The 18,370-nt window shown below is 55.5% G+C and carries 13 protein-coding genes; 11 read left to right on the top strand and 2 right to left on the bottom strand.

Annotation, left to right across the window (positions count from 1 at the left end; genetic code table 11):
- Nucleotides 1-93: 93 nt before the first annotated feature.
- Nucleotides 94-1,071 (bottom strand): acrylyl-CoA reductase (NADPH), encoded by a 978-nt coding sequence (gene acuI, locus EPE01S_RS10185; RefSeq protein WP_062744515.1) that lies wholly within the window; start codon nt 1,069-1,071, stop codon nt 94-96.
- Nucleotides 1,072-1,295: 224 nt separating this feature from the next.
- Between acuI and csrD the strand changes: the two genes are divergently transcribed.
- The 8 genes from csrD to tldD all read left to right on the top strand — a co-directional run bounded on the left by csrD (nt 1,296) and on the right by tldD (nt 13,856).
- Nucleotides 1,296-3,245: an RNase E specificity factor CsrD gene (gene csrD / locus EPE01S_RS10180; RefSeq protein ID WP_062744514.1), complete on the top strand. Its 1,950-nt coding sequence runs from the start codon at nt 1,296-1,298 to the stop codon at nt 3,243-3,245.
- A gap of 312 nt (nt 3,246-3,557) precedes the next feature.
- Nucleotides 3,558-4,601, top strand: coding sequence for a rod shape-determining protein MreB (gene mreB, locus EPE01S_RS10175; protein ID WP_003855260.1), 1,044 nt, complete (start codon nt 3,558-3,560; stop codon nt 4,599-4,601).
- A 69-nt stretch (nt 4,602-4,670) separates the two neighbouring features.
- Nucleotides 4,671-5,705, top strand: a complete 1,035-nt coding sequence (gene mreC, locus EPE01S_RS10170) for a rod shape-determining protein MreC (RefSeq protein WP_062744513.1) — start codon at nt 4,671-4,673, stop codon at nt 5,703-5,705.
- The gene (mreD, locus tag EPE01S_RS10165; RefSeq protein WP_062744512.1) at nt 5,702-6,190 is read left to right on the top strand and encodes a rod shape-determining protein MreD; all 489 of its coding nucleotides are present in this window, start codon (nt 5,702-5,704) and stop codon (nt 6,188-6,190) included. The genes mreC and mreD overlap by 4 nt, the downstream gene beginning before the upstream one ends.
- A gap of 9 nt (nt 6,191-6,199) precedes the next feature.
- Nucleotides 6,200-6,793 (top strand): Maf family protein, encoded by a 594-nt coding sequence (locus EPE01S_RS10160; protein WP_062744511.1) that lies wholly within the window; start codon nt 6,200-6,202, stop codon nt 6,791-6,793.
- Complete coding sequence (rng, locus tag EPE01S_RS10155; RefSeq protein ID WP_062744510.1) at nt 6,783-8,252, top strand: ribonuclease G; 1,470 nt, start codon at nt 6,783-6,785, stop codon at nt 8,250-8,252. The genes EPE01S_RS10160 and rng overlap by 11 nt, the downstream gene beginning before the upstream one ends.
- Nucleotides 8,253-8,411: 159 nt before the next feature.
- Entirely contained in the window at nt 8,412-12,215 is a 3,804-nt protein-coding gene (yhdP, locus tag EPE01S_RS10150; RefSeq protein ID WP_062744509.1) for an AsmA2 domain-containing protein YhdP, read from the top strand.
- 195 nt (nt 12,216-12,410) lie between these two features.
- Nucleotides 12,411-13,856: a metalloprotease TldD gene (gene tldD / locus EPE01S_RS10145; RefSeq protein ID WP_062744508.1), complete on the top strand. Its 1,446-nt coding sequence runs from the start codon at nt 12,411-12,413 to the stop codon at nt 13,854-13,856.
- 83 nt (nt 13,857-13,939) lie between these two features.
- Here tldD and aaeR read toward each other — a convergent pair whose 3' ends face one another.
- Nucleotides 13,940-14,854 (bottom strand): HTH-type transcriptional activator AaeR, encoded by a 915-nt coding sequence (gene aaeR, locus EPE01S_RS10140; RefSeq protein WP_062744507.1) that lies wholly within the window; start codon nt 14,852-14,854, stop codon nt 13,940-13,942.
- Nucleotides 14,855-15,134: 280 nt separating this feature from the next.
- Here aaeR and aaeX point away from each other — a divergent pair, with 280 nt between their 5' ends.
- The 3 genes from aaeX to aaeB are packed head-to-tail and all read left to right on the top strand — an operon-like array spanning nt 15,135 to nt 18,250.
- Complete coding sequence (gene aaeX, locus EPE01S_RS10135) at nt 15,135-15,338, top strand: p-hydroxybenzoic acid efflux pump operon protein AaeX (protein WP_062744506.1); 204 nt, start codon at nt 15,135-15,137, stop codon at nt 15,336-15,338.
- 7 nt (nt 15,339-15,345) lie between these two features.
- Complete coding sequence (aaeA, locus tag EPE01S_RS10130) at nt 15,346-16,278, top strand: p-hydroxybenzoic acid efflux pump subunit AaeA (RefSeq protein ID WP_062744505.1); 933 nt, start codon at nt 15,346-15,348, stop codon at nt 16,276-16,278.
- 13 nt (nt 16,279-16,291) lie between these two features.
- A complete protein-coding gene (aaeB, locus tag EPE01S_RS10125) occupies nt 16,292-18,250 on the top strand; it encodes a p-hydroxybenzoic acid efflux pump subunit AaeB (protein ID WP_062744504.1) in 1,959 nt (652 codons plus the stop codon).
- The last annotated feature ends 120 nt before the right edge of the window (nt 18,251-18,370 follow it).

Below are 18,370 nucleotides of genomic sequence, written 5' to 3'. Positions count from 1 at the left end.
ATGGCGCAGAGCCGGACATTACGCTAATCCCGGCTGGAAAATGTGAAATTTCCTGGACGCGTTCCCCTGCCGTCAGGCAGGGGAACGCCAGAATCAGCGGATACGCACTAGCGTGCGCCCGGTGCTCTGGTTATTCAGCAGTTTTTCGGCGGCAGTGACGGCCTCTGTCAGGGGAACCTCTGTCGTTGCCTGTTGATAAAAAGAGGGGGGCAGGACTTTTACCAGCCGCTTCCAGGCGTCACGACGGCGCGGTGCCGGTGTCATCACCGAATCCACGCCCTGCAGACGTACGTTGCGCAGGATAAACGGCATAACGCTGGTGGGCAGAGCAAAGCCCCCTGCCAGACCGCACGCCGCCACCACCCCGCCGTAATTCATCTGTGCCAGCACGCTCGCCAGTACCCGATCGCCCACGGTATCCACGGCTCCGGCCCAGCGTTGCTTTTCCAGCGGCCGGGATTCCGCAGTAAACGTACTGCGCGGCAGCACCGCCTGCGCGCCGAGCTGATACAGATAATCATGGGTTGACTCACGCCCGCTGACGGCGACCACGTGATAACCCAACGTACTGAGCAGCGCCACGGCGGTGCTCCCCACGCCACCGCTGGCACCGGTCACCAGCACCTCACCGCTATCGGGTGTAATACCGCCTTCTTCCAGCGCCATGACACACAGCATGGCGGTAAAACCGGCCGTGCCGATAATCATCGCCTTGCGCCCGTCCATGCCTTCCGGCATGGGGACCAGCCAGTCAGCATTAACCCGCGCCTGTTCGGCCAGCCCACCCCAATGATTTTCACCTACGCCCCAACCGGTTAACAGCACCTGCTGACCACTGTGGAAACGGGGATCGCTACTGGTATGAACGTTACCGGCGAAGTCGATGCCTGGCACCATCGGGAACTGGCGGATAATTTTTCCTTTACCTGTGATCGCCAGCGCATCTTTATAGTTGATGCCCGACCAGTCTATATCGACGGTCACCTCGCCTGGGGGGAGGCTGTCAGCACTTAACATCTTTACGGCTGCGATGGTTTTACCTTCTGACTGTTCCAGAACCAGTGCCTGCATGAGAATCTCCTGAAATAGTGGTGTCATTAATTAAAATAGGACTTAACGGGACTATACTCCTCAAAATCTGCTTTTATCTGACACCGGGCAAGCAATCGTAAGGTGGGGTGTGGTATTTTTCTCCGCCGGTGCTTATCTGCACAGGCTGTTATCTGGTCATTAACAATACGGTTGCGGTTCGCTGTTAATGATGTCCCGACAACCGTAGCTAAATGGGCACAAGGATGCGATTAACCACTAAGCTTTCTGCGATTATTACCCTGCTGTGTTCGCTGGCGATGTTACTGATGCTGGTGGGCAGCGTACTCAGTTTCTTTTACCTCAGCAATCAGAGGGCAGAATATCGGATCCAGCGGATGGCTGACGATGTTGACAGCATGTTACAGACTCAGTCACCCCAACAGATTGAGCAGTGGCTCAGCCATGTGATGAATCCCCTGCAAATCGAAAATATTGTGATGGAGCAGGGCGGTAAACGTCTTATTCAGGTCACCCGCCAGCAGCAGCCGCTGCTGGACGATGAACCTAATCGCTACCGCGAAATGCATATCCCCCTCTCGCGGCATCCGGAGATGTCACTTCGTATTGAGTGGGTCGATTCAACCCGCACCTGGTTTTTTTCCTTAATTGGAACGACCAGTCTTTCATTGATGCTGGGTGTAGTCGTGATTATGACGATGCTGCTCTTTCAGGCCCGCCGCTGGCTTAAACGACAGCTGGAGGGCATGGAACGTCTGGAGGAACGTGCGGGGGCCATCATTAAGGGGGAACGCCATAGCGTCAGGCCGGGGTCGGTACATGAGTGGCCATCGAAAGCCAGCAGCGCGATCGATTTGTTGCTGGCTGATTTAAAAGAGGCCGGGGAACAGCACAATCGCATTGATACGTTGATTCGTTCCTTTGCAGCACAGGACGCCCGAACCGGGTTGAATAATCGATTATTCTTTGACAACCAGCTCACGACATTGCTGGAGGATCCTGAAGCAGTGGGGACTCACGGTATGGTGATGATTATCCGGCTGCCGGACTTCGATACCCTCCGTGAGCGCTGGGGGCATGCTCAGGTACAGGAATACCTGTTTGCGCTGGTCAATTTGTTATCGACGTTTGTACTGCGCTATCCCGGCGCACTGCTCGCGCGCTATTTTCGCAGTGACTTCGCGGTATTGTTGCCACATCGTAGTGTCAAAGATGCCGACAGCATCGCTTCACAGTTGATCAAAGCAGTCGATACGCTGCCCTCCACGCGCATGGTCGATCGCGACGATATGATCCATATCGGCATCAGCGGCTGGCACAGCGGCCAGACCACCCAGCAGGTGATGGAAAATGCCGAACTTGCAACGCGTCAGGCTTCATTGCAGGGGGGGAATAACTGGTCGGTGGGAGAGGGCGCGCAACAGGACTTTGCGCGCGGCAGCGTTAAATGGCGCACCTTACTGGAAAATACCCTGAATCGTGGTGGGCCAAGGCTGTATCAAAAGCCGGCGGTAAACGCTCAGGGAGAGGTCTGTCACCGCGAAATGATGCCACGCATCTTCGATGGGGAGAAAGAACTGCTTTCAGCGGAGTACCTGCCTATGATATTGCAGTTGGGGCTGGCCGAACGTTATGACCGACAGATGGTGAAACGTATCCTGACGTTGATCACGCTGTGGCCCGAAGAAACCCTTGCCATCCCTCTTACGCTCGACTCACTCTTGCAGCGTTCATTCCTGAACTGGCTGCGCGATAATTTGCTGCAATGCACTAAATCACAAAGAAAACGTATTTTATTTGAACTTGCAGAAGCGGATGTGTGTCAACACATCAGTCGTTTAGAGCCTGTGTTCCGATTACTCTATGGTTTTGGCTGTAGCGTAGTGGTCAATCAGGCGGGGCTGACAGTGGTCAGTACGGCGTATATCAAACAGTTCCAGGTGCGGCAGATTAAGCTGCATCCGGGTCTGGTGCGGAATATTCACCGGCGTACTGAGAATCAGCTGTTTGTGCAGAGTTTGCTGGAAAGTAGTAAGCAGACGTCGGCACAGATTTTTGCCGCCGGGGTTCGCTCGCGCGAAGAGTGGCAAACGCTGGTGGAGCTGGGGGTGACGGGGGGGCAGGGCGACTTTTTTGCTTCCTCTCAGCCTGTTGACAGCAGCGTGAAAAAATATTCGCAAAGATATCGAGTTTAGTCTCACGTCAGCCAGGTTTTCACGTAGAATAGCCGGGCGATAGTGGTTCGAAACGGCTTTCTCGCCGGCCGAGGCGAAACTGAACTGTTAATGTTTATGTATGTTATGTCCGCCAGATTGTCCAAATCCCGCAGAGAATGCCTGATTAACGGCCTCTGTAGCGTAATGTGTCGACAGGGTTGTGACGCTGGCGCGAGATAGCATGATTTTTCACCGGAGCAGAACGTTTTTGCGCCTTGTCGCTGCTTCGTGTGGTTGGTAAAGTAAGCGGATTTTATTTTCCGCCCCCAGCTTGCAGGATTATCCTTTAGTATGTTTAAAAAATTCCGTGGCATGTTTTCCAACGACTTGTCCATCGACCTGGGTACAGCCAATACCCTGATTTACGTGAAAGGGCAGGGCATTGTGCTGAACGAGCCTTCCGTCGTTGCTATCCGTCAGGATCGTGCCGGCTCCCCAAAGAGCGTAGCGGCAGTCGGTCATGACGCAAAACAGATGCTGGGTCGTACACCCGGCAATATCGCAGCTATTCGCCCAATGAAAGACGGTGTTATCGCCGACTTCTTTGTTACCGAAAAAATGCTGCAGCACTTTATCAAGCAGGTTCACAGCAACAGCTTTATGCGCCCAAGTCCGCGCGTGCTGGTGTGTGTGCCCGTGGGGGCGACCCAGGTTGAACGTCGTGCCATCCGTGAATCCGCACAGGGTGCCGGTGCGCGCGAAGTGTTTCTGATTGAAGAGCCAATGGCTGCTGCAATCGGCGCTGGTCTGCCTGTTTCTGAAGCGACGGGTTCCATGGTCGTGGATATCGGTGGCGGTACCACGGAAGTGGCGGTGATCTCGCTGAATGGCGTGGTGTATTCCTCTTCTGTCCGTATCGGCGGTGACCGCTTCGATGAAGCCATCATTAATTATGTGCGCCGTAACTACGGCTCTCTGATTGGTGAAGCCACCGCAGAGCGTATTAAGCACGAAATTGGTTCCGCTTATCCGGGTGATGAAGTCCGCGAGATCGAAGTGCGTGGTCGTAACCTGGCTGAAGGGGTTCCCCGTGGCTTTACACTGAATTCCAACGAAATACTGGAAGCGCTGCAGGAGCCGTTAACCGGCATCGTGAGCGCGGTTATGGTCGCACTGGAGCAGTGCCCGCCAGAGCTGGCGTCTGATATCTCAGAGCGCGGCATGGTGTTGACGGGCGGGGGCGCATTGCTGCGTAACCTTGATCGTCTGCTAATGGAAGAGACCGGTATTCCTGTCGTCGTTGCAGAAGATCCACTGACCTGTGTTGCGCGTGGCGGTGGTAAAGCGTTGGAAATGATTGACATGCACGGCGGCGATTTGTTCAGCGAAGAATAATTTGCCCGAAGGAGTGCCGGGGCGCTGTCCGCACTCCTTTTTCATGTTGTCGAGGAAAACGCCGAGTTTATGAAGCCGATGTTCAGCAGGGGGCCTTCCCTGCAGTTACGCTTATTTTTAGCGGTTATAGTGGCAATAGGCGTAATTGTTGCCGACAGTCGAATGGGGGCTTTCTCCCAGATCCGCACCTATATGGACACCGCAGTCAGTCCATTCTATTTTTTGGCCAACGGGCCGCGTAAAATTCTGGACAATGTTTCTGAAACATTGGCCTCCCGCCAGCAGATTGAACTGGAAAACAAAGCCTTACACCGTGAGCTGATGCTGAAAAACAGCGAGCTGCTGATGCTGGGTCAGTTCAAGCAAGAGAATGCCCGCCTGCGCGAGCTGCTGGGTTCACCTCTGCGTCAGGACGAGCAAAAAATGGTGACTCAGGTGATCTCTACGGGCACCGATCCCTATACCGACCAGGTGGTAATCGATAAAGGCAGCGTAAACGGTGTTTACGAAGGCCAGCCGGTAATCAGTGATAAAGGCGTGGTGGGTCAGGTCGTGGCGGTGGGGAAAATCACCAGCCGTGTGCTGCTGATCTGCGATGCCTCCCATGCCCTGCCGATCCAGGTATTGCGTAATGATATCCGCGTGATTGCTGCCGGCAACGGATGTACCGAAGATCTGCAGCTTGAACATCTGCCGGGCAATACTGATATTCGCGTTGGCGATGTGCTGGTGACCTCCGGCCTGGGGGGACGTTTCCCGGAAGGATATCCTGTTGCGGTTGTCTCCTCTGTGAAGGTGGATACCCAGCGTGCTTACACCGTGATTCAGGCCCGTCCTACTGCCGGTCTTCAGCGCCTGCGCTATCTGCTGCTGCTGTGGGGGGCGGATCGCAATGGCTCCATGCCGATGGCCCCGAACGAAGTCCATCGTGTCGCTAACGAACGCCTGATGCAGATGATGCCGCAGGTGTTACCGCGTGCCAGTGAAGTTGTGGGGCCTCCTGCACCTCCTGCGACATCCTCCTCTCCGGCTGCCGGGGCAACGGCTCCGGAAACGGGCGTTGCACCTGTCCGGCAGCGCACCACGCATGGAGGCCAGCCTTGAGTAGTTACCGCAGCCACGGGCGGTGGGTGATTTGGCTTTCTTTCCTGGTCGCACTCGTACTGCAAATTATGCCCTGGCCGGAAGAGTTATTGATGTACCGTCCGTCATGGCTGCTGCTGATTCTGATTTACTGGGTGCTGGCGCTACCGCACCGGGTAAACGTCGGGAGCGGATTTGTGATGGGATCTATAATGGATCTTATTTCGGGTTCGACGCTTGGCGTTCGTGCCCTGGCTTTCAGCATTGTTGCCTATCTGGTGGCATTCAAATTCCAGCTCTTTCGTAATCTGGCGTTGTGGCAGCAGGCTCTGATGGTGATGGTGCTGTCCCTGGCAATGGATGTCATTGTGTTCTGGTCTGAGTTCCTGGTGATTAACGTCTCCTTCCGCCCGGAAATATTCTGGAGTAGCGTCGTCGACGGTATTCTCTGGCCCTGGCTGTTCTTACTGATGAGAAAAATTCGCCGCCAGTTCGCCGTACAATAAAGGACAATTATGCTATCCCTGTATCTGGCTTCCGGGTCTCCACGACGTCGCGAACTGCTGACGCAACTGGGTCTGTCTTTCGAGCGCCTCGCTAACGAGGTCGAAGAAGAGCGTCTGCCTGGCGAAACGGCAGAGCAGTATGTTCGCCGTCTGGCGCGGGATAAGGCCCAGGCTGGTGTCGCTGTGGCGGAAATCGATCTCCCGGTACTGGGGGCAGATACGATTGTGGTGCTCAATAATCGTGTGCTGGAAAAACCCACTGATGTTGAGTCGGCGTCCGCCATGCTGACTATGCTCTCCGGCCAGACCCATGAGGTGATGACGGCCGTTGCCCTTGCTGACCGTCAGCAGACGCTTGAATGTCTTGTCATCACTGAGGTGACCTTCCGCACATTAACCCCGAAAGACATTGCGGATTATATCGCCAGCGGTGAACCGATGGATAAAGCCGGCGCTTATGGTATTCAGGGGCTGGGCGGCAACTTTGTCAGAAAAATTAACGGAAGCTATCACGCGGTTGTAGGACTGCCTCTGGTGGAAACAGCCGAACTGTTTAGCCACTTCCAGTCGCTGCGTGAAGTGAGAGGTCAAGATGACAGCTGAACTACTGGTAAATATTACGCCGTCAGAAACCCGAGTGGCTTACATCGACGGTGGCATTCTGCAGGAAATTCATATCGAGCGTGAGGCGCGCCGCGGCATCGTCGGTAATATCTACAAAGGCCGCGTCAGCCGTGTGCTGCCCGGAATGCAGGCTGCGTTTGTGGACATTGGTCTGGAAAAAGCGGCGTTTCTGCACGCTTCTGACATCATGCCGCATACCGAATGTGTCGCGCGTGACGAAAAGAAAAACTTTATTGTGCGTGATATCTCCGAACTGGTGCGTCAGGGTCAGGATCTGATGGTACAGGTTGTGAAAGATCCACTTGGCACCAAAGGTGCGCGGCTGACGACGGATATTACCTTACCGTCGCGCTATCTGGTCTTTATGCCGGGTGCGTCACACGTGGGCGTATCACAGCGCATTGAGAGCGAAGCCGAGCGCGATCGCCTGAAAGCGGTGGTGGCGGGCTACTGCGATGAGCTGGGCGGCTATATTATCCGCACGGCAGCAGAAGGTGTGGGTGAAGAAGAACTGGCATCTGATGCCGCTTTCCTGAAGCGCCTGTGGACGAAAGTCATTGAGCGCAAGAAACGCAATCAGACCCGCTGTCGCCTGTATGGTGAAGTCGCCCTGTCGCAACGCATCCTGCGCGACTTTGCCGGTGCCGCACTGGACCGGATTCGCATTGACTCACGTCAGACCTTTGAGCATCTGGTGGAGTTCACCGGTGAATATATTCCAGAGATGACCGCGAAGCTGGAGCTTTACACCGGAAAGCAGCCTATTTTCGACCTGTTTGATGTGGAAAATGAGATCCAGCGTTCCCTTGACCGAAAAGTTGAACTGAAATCTGGTGGGTATCTGATTATCGATCAGACCGAGGCCATGACGACCATTGATATCAATACCGGTGCTTTCGTCGGCCACCGTAATCTTGAAGAAACTATCTTCAATACTAATATTGAAGCGACACAGGCGATTGCCCGCCAGCTGCGACTGCGCAATCTCGGCGGTATCATTATCATTGATTTCATTGATATGAATAACGATGAGCACCGCAGGCGCGTGCTGCATTCCCTGGATCAGGCGTTAAGCAAGGATCGGGTAAAAACCGGGGTTAACGGCTTCTCGCAGCTGGGGCTGGTCGAGATGACGCGTAAACGGACACGTGAAAGTATTGAGCACGTTCTCTGCCAGGACTGCCCGGTCTGCAAGGGGCGTGGCACTCTGAAGACGGTGGAAACGGTGTGCTTTGAAATTATGCGTGAAATTGTTCGCGTCCATCATGCCTATGATTCCGATCGTTTCCTGGTTTATGCCTCTCCGTCCGTGGGGGAAGCGCTTAAAAGCGATGAGTCTCATGCGCTGGCTGAAGTGGAACTCTTTGTCGGTAAACAGGTTAAGGTACAAATTGAGCCGCTTTATACCCAGGAGCAATTTGACGTGGTCATGATGTAAATTCAGCGTGCCTATCCCGGTTATACGCTAATAAAACGCCATAAGCTGGGGTAAACTGCATCGTATGGCTTGAACTGCCTTGTCGGGAGTTGCTTGCGGGACAACCAACCGATTTTTAGTGACTGAGCATCCGTTGTGACGGAAGACAAGGAGAGGTGTGTGAGGCAATTGCCCAGAATTTTGCTACTAACAGGCGCAACACTGGTTGTAGTGACTGCGCTATTGGTTAGTGGCTTACGTCTGCTGATGCCGCACATGAATAGCTGGCGTACGCCCATTCTTGAGCAGGTTTCAGCGGCTGCTGGCCTGAAGATACAGGCCAGTTCCCTGGAAGGTCAGTGGGAGAACTTCGGTCCGCGCCTGGAAATAAAAAACATCCAGGCTGACTTCCCCGACGGCGGTGGGCTGAAAATACAGCGCGTGACACTGGCACTGGATGTCTGGCAGTCTCTGCTGCATTTGCGCTGGCAGTTCCGCGACCTGACCTTCTGGCAGCTTAACCTGGTCACCAATACACCGTTAACGGGCGGCAATCAGCAGCAGTCAGATTTTCAAACTGAACGGCTGAACGACCTCTTCCTGCGTCAGTTTGACCATTTTGACCTCCGCGACAGCCAGATCAGTTTTGTCACTCTTTCCGGTCAGCGTGCCACGCTGGCCATTCCCCAGCTCTCCTGGCTGAACGAAGAGACCCGGCACCGTGCGGAAGGGCTGGTCAGCCTGTCCAGTTTTACCGGCCAGCATGGCGTGGTGCAACTGCGGCTGGATCTCAGCGATAAAAACGGTTACCTCAGCACGGGACGGGTCTGGATGCAGGCCGATGATGTCGATGTAAAGCCCTGGCTGGGGCAGTGGATGCGGGATAATACCAGTCTGGAAAGCGCGCGCTTCAGCCTTGCGGCCTGGATGAGTGTTGAAAACGGCGATGTACACGGCGGGGATATCTGGCTGAAGAAGGGGGGAGCTAACTGGCTGGGTGACAGGCAGCCACACCACCTCAGCGTGGATAACCTCACCGCACACGTCAGCCGTTATAACGGCGGCTGGAATATTACCGTCCCGCAAACGCGGTTTATTACCGACGGCAAACCCTGGCCACACGGTCAGTTCTCTCTGCTGTGGCTGCCGGAAAATCCGCAACTGCCTGGCCCTGACCATCGTCAGGAAGTACGCGTCAGGGCGACCGATCTTGATCTTGAGCGCCTTGAACCTCTGATCCCACTGTTTGCCAAACTCTCCCCTCAACTGCTGGAAAACTGGCGCTCTCTCCAGCCGCGCGGACGACTCGACGCGCTGGCGCTGGACGTGCCGCTTCAGCAGCCGGAACGGACGCGTTTTCAGGCACAATGGCGGGATATGAGCTGGCAGCAGTGGAAGATTGTTCCCGGCATGGAGCACTTCAACGGGACACTGGCGGGGGGAGTGGCTGACGGACGAATGTCGTTCACATTGCATCAGGCGACGCTACCCTATGGCGATATGTTCCGTGCACCGCTGGAGATAGCCCAGGCTTCGGGCGCACTCAGCTGGCAGTACGGAGAACAGGGGCTGACCCTGTCCGGCCAGCAGCTTGACGTTCAGGCTCGTTCACTGTGGGCGCGGGGCGATTTCCGTTACCAGCAGGCGAAAGATCAGCCGCCCCAGCTTGATATTCTCGCCGGCATTAACCTGACTCATGCCGGTGATGCCTGGCGCTATTTCCCGGAACCCCTGATGGGGACGTCGCTAACGGACTACCTCAGCGGGGCGCTGAAAGGCGGACAGGTACAGAATGCGACGCTGCTTTTTGCCGGTAATCCGCAGCAGTTCCCGTTTAAACATAATGACGGCATGTTTGAAGTCGCCGTGCCGCTGCGTCAGGCAACCTATGAGTTCGAACCCGGCTGGCCTGCGCTGGAAAACCTGGACATTGACCTCGACTTCGCGAATAACGGCCTGTGGATGCGCGCCGCGGACATCAAGCTGGGCGAGGTTAACGGTCACAACATTTCGGCCGTGATCCCTGACTATCTGAAGGAGAAACTGATTATTGACGGCGAGATCAGCGGCGGTGGGCCGCAGATACGCGACTATTTTAATCAGTCTCCGCTGAAAGCTTCGTTAGGTTCGGCGCTTGATGAACTGCAAATCGGCGGCGATGTTAGTGGGCGCTTACATCTTGATATACCGCTGGATGGCAAGGATGTCCGGGCGACGGGCGATGTCAATTTCGCACATAACTCGCTGCTGATTAAGCCGCTGGATACCCAATTTGACGCGCTGACCGGGCACTTTACCTACGATAACGGCGACCTGAAAAGCGATGCCATGACCGCGCGCTGGTTTGGCCAGCCTGTCGGCGTCAGTTTTAACACCCGTGAAGGTGAAAAAGAGTACCAAATCGGTGTGGATCTCAAAGCCGACTGGCAGCCTGGCACCATGACCGCTGTCCCGGAGGCGGTGCGTAAAAAGCTGGGCGGCCATCTGCCGTGGCAGAGCAATGTGCTGGTGACATTACCGCATACGGGGGGAGCCCGTTACCAGATTAATATCGATGGCGATCTGAAAAATGTGAGCAGTCACTTACCCTCACCGCTCGATAAAAAGGGCGGTAATGCGCTTCCGGTTAAGGTGGTAGCGAAAGGTAATCTGGACAGCGTTGAGGTGAGTGGTTCAGTTGGCGATCGTCACCGGTTTAACAGCCGCTGGCTACTGGACAAACAGCTTAAGGTTGACCGGGGTATCTGGGAAAATGATGCGAAACAGACCCCGGCGCTGCCAGACAGCCGCGGGATGGTTCTGAATCTGCCTGCGCTCGACGGTGAGGCCTGGCTTGGCCTGATGGGGGCGGGAAGCGGCATCGGGGGCGGTGGAAAAACCGGTACCACGATGCTACCGGGCAACATCCGCGTGCATACTCCGGCACTGACGCTGGCCGGCCAGCAGTGGGATGATCTGACCGCCACACTGACTCAGAGCGTCGCCGGCGAGATGACCGTCAATGCAGAGGGCAAGTCCATTCGCGGCTCTCTGGTGACGACACAGAAAGGCCCGTGGCTGGCTAATCTGAAATACCTTTACTACAACCCGCAGTGGGAGAGTCAGGGGACATCTTCACCGCTGCCGACCGATGCCACGGCAGTAAACTTCAGCCACTGGCCTGCGCTACGGCTGAACTGTGAGGAGTGCTGGTTGCGTGGGCAGAAATTTGGCCGTATCAAGGGAGCGCTGACGCCGTCCGGTGATACGCTCAAGCTGGAGAACGGGCTGATTGACAGCGGTAATGCACAGCTGACCGTTAATGGCGAATGGGTAAATAAACCTGGCGAGCAGCGCACGTCACTGAAAGGCGTATTGAGCGGCAAAAAAATCAATGATGCAACAAACTGGTTCGGCGTCAGCTCACCGCTGCGTGATTCGCCGTTTAAATTTGAGTATGACCTGCACTGGCAGTCTGCCCCCTGGCAGCCCTCGGAAGCCTCGCTGAGCGGCGTATTAAAATCACATCTGGGTGCCGGGCAGATAGCCGATGTTTCAACCGGGCGGGCCGGACAGCTGCTGCGCCTGGTCAGCTTCGACTCGCTGTTGCGTAAGCTGCGCCTTGATTTCAGCGACACCTTCAGTCAGGGCTTCTACTTCGATTCTGTTAACGGTACGGCGTGGATTGAAAACGGTGTGATGCACACCGATAACCTGCTGGTGGACGGGCTCGAAGCTGATATTGCCATGAAAGGTAAGGTGGATCTGGTGCAGCGGCAGATTGATATGGAAGCCGTGGTGGCCCCGGAAATTTCGGCCACTGTCGGCGTGGCTACGGCCTTTGCGGTGAATCCGGTGATTGGTGCCGCAGTGTTTGCCGCCAGCAAGGTACTCGGGCCGCTGTGGAGTAAAATCTCTGTGTTGCGATACCATATCAGCGGCCCAATAGATAAACCGAAAATTGATGAAGTGCTGCGCAAACCACGCGATGTTGGCGGCAAGTGAGTTTGACGTAGCCGCTATATTGCCTCAGGCTGTCACTATCCTTCACTTTTCACGCTGCGGGTGTGTTGGCTGCTCTTTATCCCCCGGTCACTTACCTCTGTAAGCGCCGGGAAAAGCGCTGGCTGCTACCGCCCTGCACCCTGAAATCTATCGGGTATGATTGATTGTGAAAGTACCCACACAGAGCGAGAATTCATGAGTCTGAATCTGGTAAGTGAGCAGTTACTAACTGCTAACAACATTAGTCAAAGCGACCTTTTTTCTATCCTCGGCCAGCTTTCCGAGCGCAAGCTGGACTATGCCGATCTCTATTTTCAGTCCAGCTACCATGAATCCTGGGTGCTGGAAGACCGCATTATTAAAGATGGCTCCTACAATATCGATCAGGGCGTAGGCGTACGTGCCGTCAGCGGCGAAAAGACCGGCTTTGCCTATGCTGACCAGATCACGCTTAATGCACTGCATCAGAGCGCGACGGCCGCGCGCAGCATCGTGCGTGAGCAGGGCAACGGCCAGTCGCGGACGCTGGGAGCGGTCATGAACCGGGCATTGTATCCGGCTCTCGATCCACTACAGAGTCTGACACGGGAAGAAAAAATCGCGCTGCTGCACCGCGTAGACAGTGCGGCTCGTGCCGCCGACAAACGCGTGCAGGAAGTGTCTGCCAGTCTGACGGGCGTGTATGAGCTGATCCTCGTGGCCGCAACCGATGGCACCCTGGCCACCGATGTGCGTCCGCTGGTGCGTCTTTCGGTCAGTGTCCAGGTGGAAGATAACGGTAAGCGTGAGCGGGGATCCAGCGGCGGCGGCGGACGCTTTGGCTACGAATTCTTCCTGGCCAACGAAGACGGAGAAGTCCGTGCCGATGCCTGGGCGCGTGAAGCCGTGCGCATGGCGCTGGTCAATCTGAATGCGGTCGCCGCGCCAGCGGGGACGATTCCGGTCGTGCTGGGTGCAGGCTGGCCGGGTGTACTGTTACACGAAGCGGTCGGCCACGGGCTGGAAGGCGATTTTAATCGCCGGGGAACGTCGGTCTTTAGCGGTCAGATGGGCCAGCTGGTGGCTTCCGAGCTGTGTACCGTGGTGGATGATGGCACCCTTGATGGCCTGCGCGGCTCGCTGGCCGTGGATGATGAAGGCGTACCGGGTCAGTACAATGTGCTGATTGAGAACGGGATCCTGAAAGGTTATATGCAGGATAAGCTCAATGCCCGCCTGATGGGAGTGGCCCCGACCGGTAACGGTCGCCGTGAGTCTTACGCGCATCTGCCGATGCCACGCATGACCAACACCTATATGCTGGCAGGGAAGTCCACCCCGCAGGATATTATTGCAAGCGTCGAGTACGGTCTGTATGCGCCAAACTTCGGCGGCGGACAGGTGGATATCACCTCCGGTAAGTTTGTTTTCTCCACCTCAGAGGCGTACCTGATTGAAAACGGCAAGGTGACGAAGCCGGTGAAAGGGGCAACGCTGATCGGATCCGGCATCGAGGCGATGCAGCAGATATCGATGGTGGGTAACGATCTGGCGCTGGATAAAGGCGTCGGGGTCTGCGGCAAAGAGGGGCAGAGCCTGCCTGTTGGCGTCGGTCAGCCAACCCTGAAGCTGGATAAACTGACCGTAGGCGGCACCGCTTAAAAGCCGGTCGACCGGAAAAAAGGCCCGCCCCAGCCACTGAATTCAGTGCAGCGGGCGCCCTTCTTTTCGGTCACCCCGGCAGGTTATTTCCGGAACTCCTGGTAAATTTCCGCCACCTTATCGAAATAGTCGGTCAGATAGTTAATACAGACCTGAACTTTCAGCGGTAACTTATCTTTTTGCGTGTAAACCGCATAGACCGGGCGCGGCACCGACTGATAATGCGCAAACAGGATCTCCACCTGGCCTGCGTTAATCTCATCAATAATCCACATCAGCGGCACATAGGCGATACCAGTGCCGGATTTCAGCCAGCGGATCAGCGTCTGCGAATCATTAGTGGCAAAACGCCCCTGTGGGGAAAGACGGATTGAGGTGCCTTCCGGCGAGGTCAATTCAAAATCATTATCAGGGCGCACGCTGTACTGCAGCCATGAATAGTTACTGATATCCGAGGGCTTTTCCGGGGTGCCAAACTGTGCCAGATAATTTTTTGCGGCACAGACCACCATGGGCATGGAGCCTAAGCGTTTTGAAAACAGGCTGGAGTCCTGTAGCGCACCGACGCGGATCACCAAATCGAGTCCGTCTGCAATCAGGTCGGGGGCCGGTATGCCGGTCACCAGATTGACTGTCAGTCCGGGGTACTCTTTCAGCATCTCTTCGGTCATCGGAGCCAGCAGGTTTTGTGACATCGTCGACGAGCTGCCGATGCGTAGCGTACCGATGGGCGTATTGTTAAAGGCCCACAGCTGCTCATGCACCTGCTGCGCTTCGGACATCATGCGCCGGCAGCCCTGAAAGTAGATCTTACCCGCCTCGGTCAACCCCAGGCTGCGCGTACTGCGGTTAAGGAGTTTCACCTGCAGCTCATTTTCCAGCCGGGCCACAATCTGGCTCACTGCCGATACGCTTAACTGCATATGCTGTGCCGCCGCGGTAAAGGAACCCAGTTCAACGACTTTGGCGAAAACGGTCATGCCTTTCAGTCTTTCCATTATTAACCCTGGCTTAAAAGTGATTTAGATCACATTTGGTAGAAAACTTATAGTCAGGCACGTTACTATAGCATCGTCGGGTTATCGATCTCACACCCCATTCCCTTTAGATGCTGGCTCACTGAACAGGCTATTATTCACTGAGCTTCGGTACTGATGCGTCTCTTCAGTCGACATGTCGATGAAACATCATACACCTGCATACCTGCCCGCGAGGTTAACGGGAGAGGTGTGAGCGGTAGAAGCGGATAGCCTGGTCAAGTATTCATAAGGATAAGAGATGAGTGTGCTACCCGTTGTTGTGGTGTTCGGGATGTCATTTCCCCCCATTTTTTTTGAAATTATTGTGTCACTGATGGTGTTCTGGCTGGTGCGACGTCTTATTACCCCAACCGGAATCTACGATCTGGTCTGGCACCCGGCACTGTTTAATACCGCATTGTACTGCTGCCTGTTTTATCTGGTATCCCGATTGTTCGTCTGAGGTCATAGTGAAAGCTCTAACAAGAAAAATTTCCCGTTTCGCCATAACCCTGCTGCTGGTAATCATCGCCATTGTCCTGATTTTCCGCGTGTGGGTGTTTTACACCGAATCCCCCTGGACTCGTGATGCCAAATTTACGGCGGATGTGGTGGCGATTGCCCCTGATGTCAGCGGCCTGATTACCGATGTCCGCGTCCATGACAATCAGCTGGTGCAGAAAGACCAGGTGCTGTTCACCATCGACCAGCCGCGCTATCAGAAAGCACTGGAAGAAGCAGAAGCCGACGTGGCCTATTATCAGGCTGTACTGGGTGAAAAGCGCCGTGAAGCCTCGCGCCGAAATAAGCTGGGCGTCTCTGCCATGTCGCGTGAGGCGATTGACCAGGCCAATAATGATTATCAGACCACGGAACATCAGCTGGCGAAATCGGTGGCCACACGTGACCTGGCGAAACTGGATTTGGAACGTACGGTGGTCAAAGCCCCCTCAGCCGGTTGGATAACCAACCTGAATGTCTACACCGGTGAGTTTATTACCCGTGGGTCGACTTCCGTGGCGCTGGTTAAACAACATTCATTTTATGTCCTGGCCTATCTTGAAGAGACGAAACTGGATGGCATTCGTCCGGGCTACCGGGTCGAGATTACCCCACTGGGCAGCAATCACGTGCTGCACGGATCGGTCGACAGTGTGGCCGCGGGTGTGACCAACAGCAGCAGCACCGTTGACAGTAAAGGGATGGCCACTATCGACTCTAATTTGGAGTGGGTGCGTCTGGCGCAGCGCGTGCCGGTGCGTATTCATCTTGACCAGCAGCCGGGCAACCTTTATCCGTCGGGCACCACCGCTACCGTTGTGGTCACCGGTGCTCAGGATCGCCAGGATAAAGACCGTTCACCGCTGATGCAGCTGATGCATCGTCTGCGTGAGTTTGGCTGAGGCGGGGCTGGATATGCAGTGGTATCGTCTGCGCTTTCCCATCAAACTGACCTTTGCCATTCTGCTGGCGCTGATCGTCGGGTTTGAATTCAATCTGGAAACCCCCCGCTGGGCGGTGATGACCGCCGCCATCGTGGCCGGGGGGACTGCTTTTGCGGCCGGGGGCGATCCCTTCTCCGGTGCGCTGCGTCACCGCGGCATGCTCCGTATCATCGGTACCTTTATAGGCTGTATTGCTGCTGTGACGATCATGGTGGCTACCATTCGCGCGCCGGTAGTGATGCTGCTGCTCTGCTGCATCTGGGCGGGCGTTTGCGTATGGATCTCCTCTCTGATGAAAGTGGAGAACTCCTATGCCCTTGGGCTGGCAGGTTATACGGCCCTGATTATCGTGGTCAGCGTCGACGCTAATGGCTCGCTGCTGCTGGCCCCACAGTTTGCCGTTGAGCGCTGCAGTGAAATTATCATCGGCATCGTTTGCGCCATTCTGGCCGATATGCTGTTTTCACCGCGATCCATTAAGCAGGATATTGACCGGGAAATTGACGCCCTGCTGGTGGAACAGTACCGTCTGATGCAGCTCTGTGTGGCTCATGCCGATAAGGACGAGGTCGATAAATGCTGGGCAGGGCTGGTGCGTCGTACCACCGCCCTGAACGGCATGCGTAATCACCTGATGATGGAGGCCGGACGCTGGCAGAAAACTGACCGGCGTCTGCGGGTGATGAACACTCTGTCGCTGACGCTGATTACCCAGGCGTGCGAGACCTTTCTGATCCAGAACACCCGCCAGGAGTATGTTCCCAGCCAGTTCCATCTGTTTTTCGAAAAACCGGTAGAAACTATTGCTGATATTCATCAGCGGATGAAGGTGATGCGTCGGGTGATCGCCGCCAGCGGCAGCAAGAATACGCCGGCGACGATCCGCTCCTGGGTAGGTGCGGCCAGCCGCTATCTGCTTCTGCTCAAAGGTGTGCATACCAACAGCAGCATCAGCCGTATGGAAGAAGAGATACTGAACGCAGAGCCGGTGGTAAAAATGCGCTCGGCGGAAAGCCGTCATGCTCTGGTGAACGGGCTGCGCACCTTCGTGGCCATCGCGGTGGGCTCTCTGTTCTGGCTTTGGACGGGCTGGACCTCTGGCAGCGGGGCGATGGTGATGCTGGCGGTTATCACCTCTCTGGCGATGCGTACACCGAATCCGCTGATGGTGGCGAAGGATTTCCTGTACGGCATGATTGTCGCCATCCCGCTGGGGTCTCTCTATTACATGGTGGTGATGCCAGGCACGCAGCAAAGTATGCTGCTGCTCTGCATTGCGCTGGGGGTGATGGCGTTCATTTGCGGTATTCTCATTCAGCGACGTCAGATTGGGACGCTGGGTGCGCTGGTCGGAACCATTAATATTCTGACCCTGGACAATCCGATGAAATTCGAAGTCAGCCTGTTTCTTGACAGCGCACTCGGACAGGCCATTGGCTGCTTTGTGGCGCTGCTGGTGATCCTGCTGATACGCGATACGTCAAAAGCCCGCGTCGGCAGGACGCTGCTGAATCGTCTGATGTATGCGGCGGTGTCTGCGCTAACGACCAACACGGCACGACGTAAAGAAAACCATCTGCCCGCGCTCTATCAGCAGCTCTTTATGTTGCTCAATATTTTTCCCAGCGATATTGATAAGTACCGGCTGGCCCTGACGCTGATTATCGCCCATCAGCGCATGCGCGATGCCGATGTACCGGTCAATGCCGATTTGTCTGCCTTTCATAAACAGATGCGCCATACTGCTGACCGGGTTATTTCGTCGACGAGTGAGGGGAAAAAACGCCATTACTTCGATCGTTTGCTGGCCGAGTTTGAGATTTACCAGCAAAAGCTGGTGCAGTATGAGGCACCTGTCGGTGTCACCGAGCCGGTGGCCCGTCTGGCTGCGGTGCTAAAAAAATATCAGAATACGCTGATCCGGATCTGATGAAGCCGCTGGCAGCGCCTGCTGCCAGCATTTTTGCCGTGACATTCCTGCCGCTCATGCCATTACGTCATAAAACGACCGCCGTTTGCCATCTATACTTATTTTCAGGCAAATAACCCC

The organism is Erwinia persicina NBRC 102418, from assembly GCF_001571305.1.
GTDB classification, from domain to species: domain Bacteria; phylum Pseudomonadota; class Gammaproteobacteria; order Enterobacterales; family Enterobacteriaceae; genus Erwinia; species Erwinia persicina.
Note: the sequence above shows the minus strand (reverse complement) of the source record. Positions and strands in the feature narration are given on the sequence as shown.

Bases quoted from the DNA above. Each gene is read 5' to 3' on its own strand.
- rng (WP_062744510.1), top strand. From the start codon at position 6,783: ATGACAGCTGAACTACTGGTAAATATTACGCCGTCAGAAACCCGAGTG.
- EPE01S_RS10160 (WP_062744511.1), top strand. From the start codon at position 6,200: ATGCTATCCCTGTATCTGGCTTCCGGGTCTCCACGACGTCGCGAACTG.
- aaeX (WP_062744506.1), top strand. From the start codon at position 15,135: ATGAGTGTGCTACCCGTTGTTGTGGTGTTCGGGATGTCATTTCCCCCC.
- acuI (WP_062744515.1), bottom strand. From the start codon at position 1,071: ATGCAGGCACTGGTTCTGGAACAGTCAGAAGGTAAAACCATCGCAGCC.
- aaeB (WP_062744504.1), top strand. From the start codon at position 16,292: ATGCAGTGGTATCGTCTGCGCTTTCCCATCAAACTGACCTTTGCCATT.
- tldD (WP_062744508.1), top strand. From the start codon at position 12,411: ATGAGTCTGAATCTGGTAAGTGAGCAGTTACTAACTGCTAACAACATT.
- aaeR (WP_062744507.1), bottom strand. From the start codon at position 14,854: ATGGAAAGACTGAAAGGCATGACCGTTTTCGCCAAAGTCGTTGAACTG.
- mreB (WP_003855260.1), top strand. From the start codon at position 3,558: ATGTTTAAAAAATTCCGTGGCATGTTTTCCAACGACTTGTCCATCGAC.
- mreC (WP_062744513.1), top strand. From the start codon at position 4,671: ATGAAGCCGATGTTCAGCAGGGGGCCTTCCCTGCAGTTACGCTTATTT.
- csrD (WP_062744514.1), top strand. From the start codon at position 1,296: ATGCGATTAACCACTAAGCTTTCTGCGATTATTACCCTGCTGTGTTCG.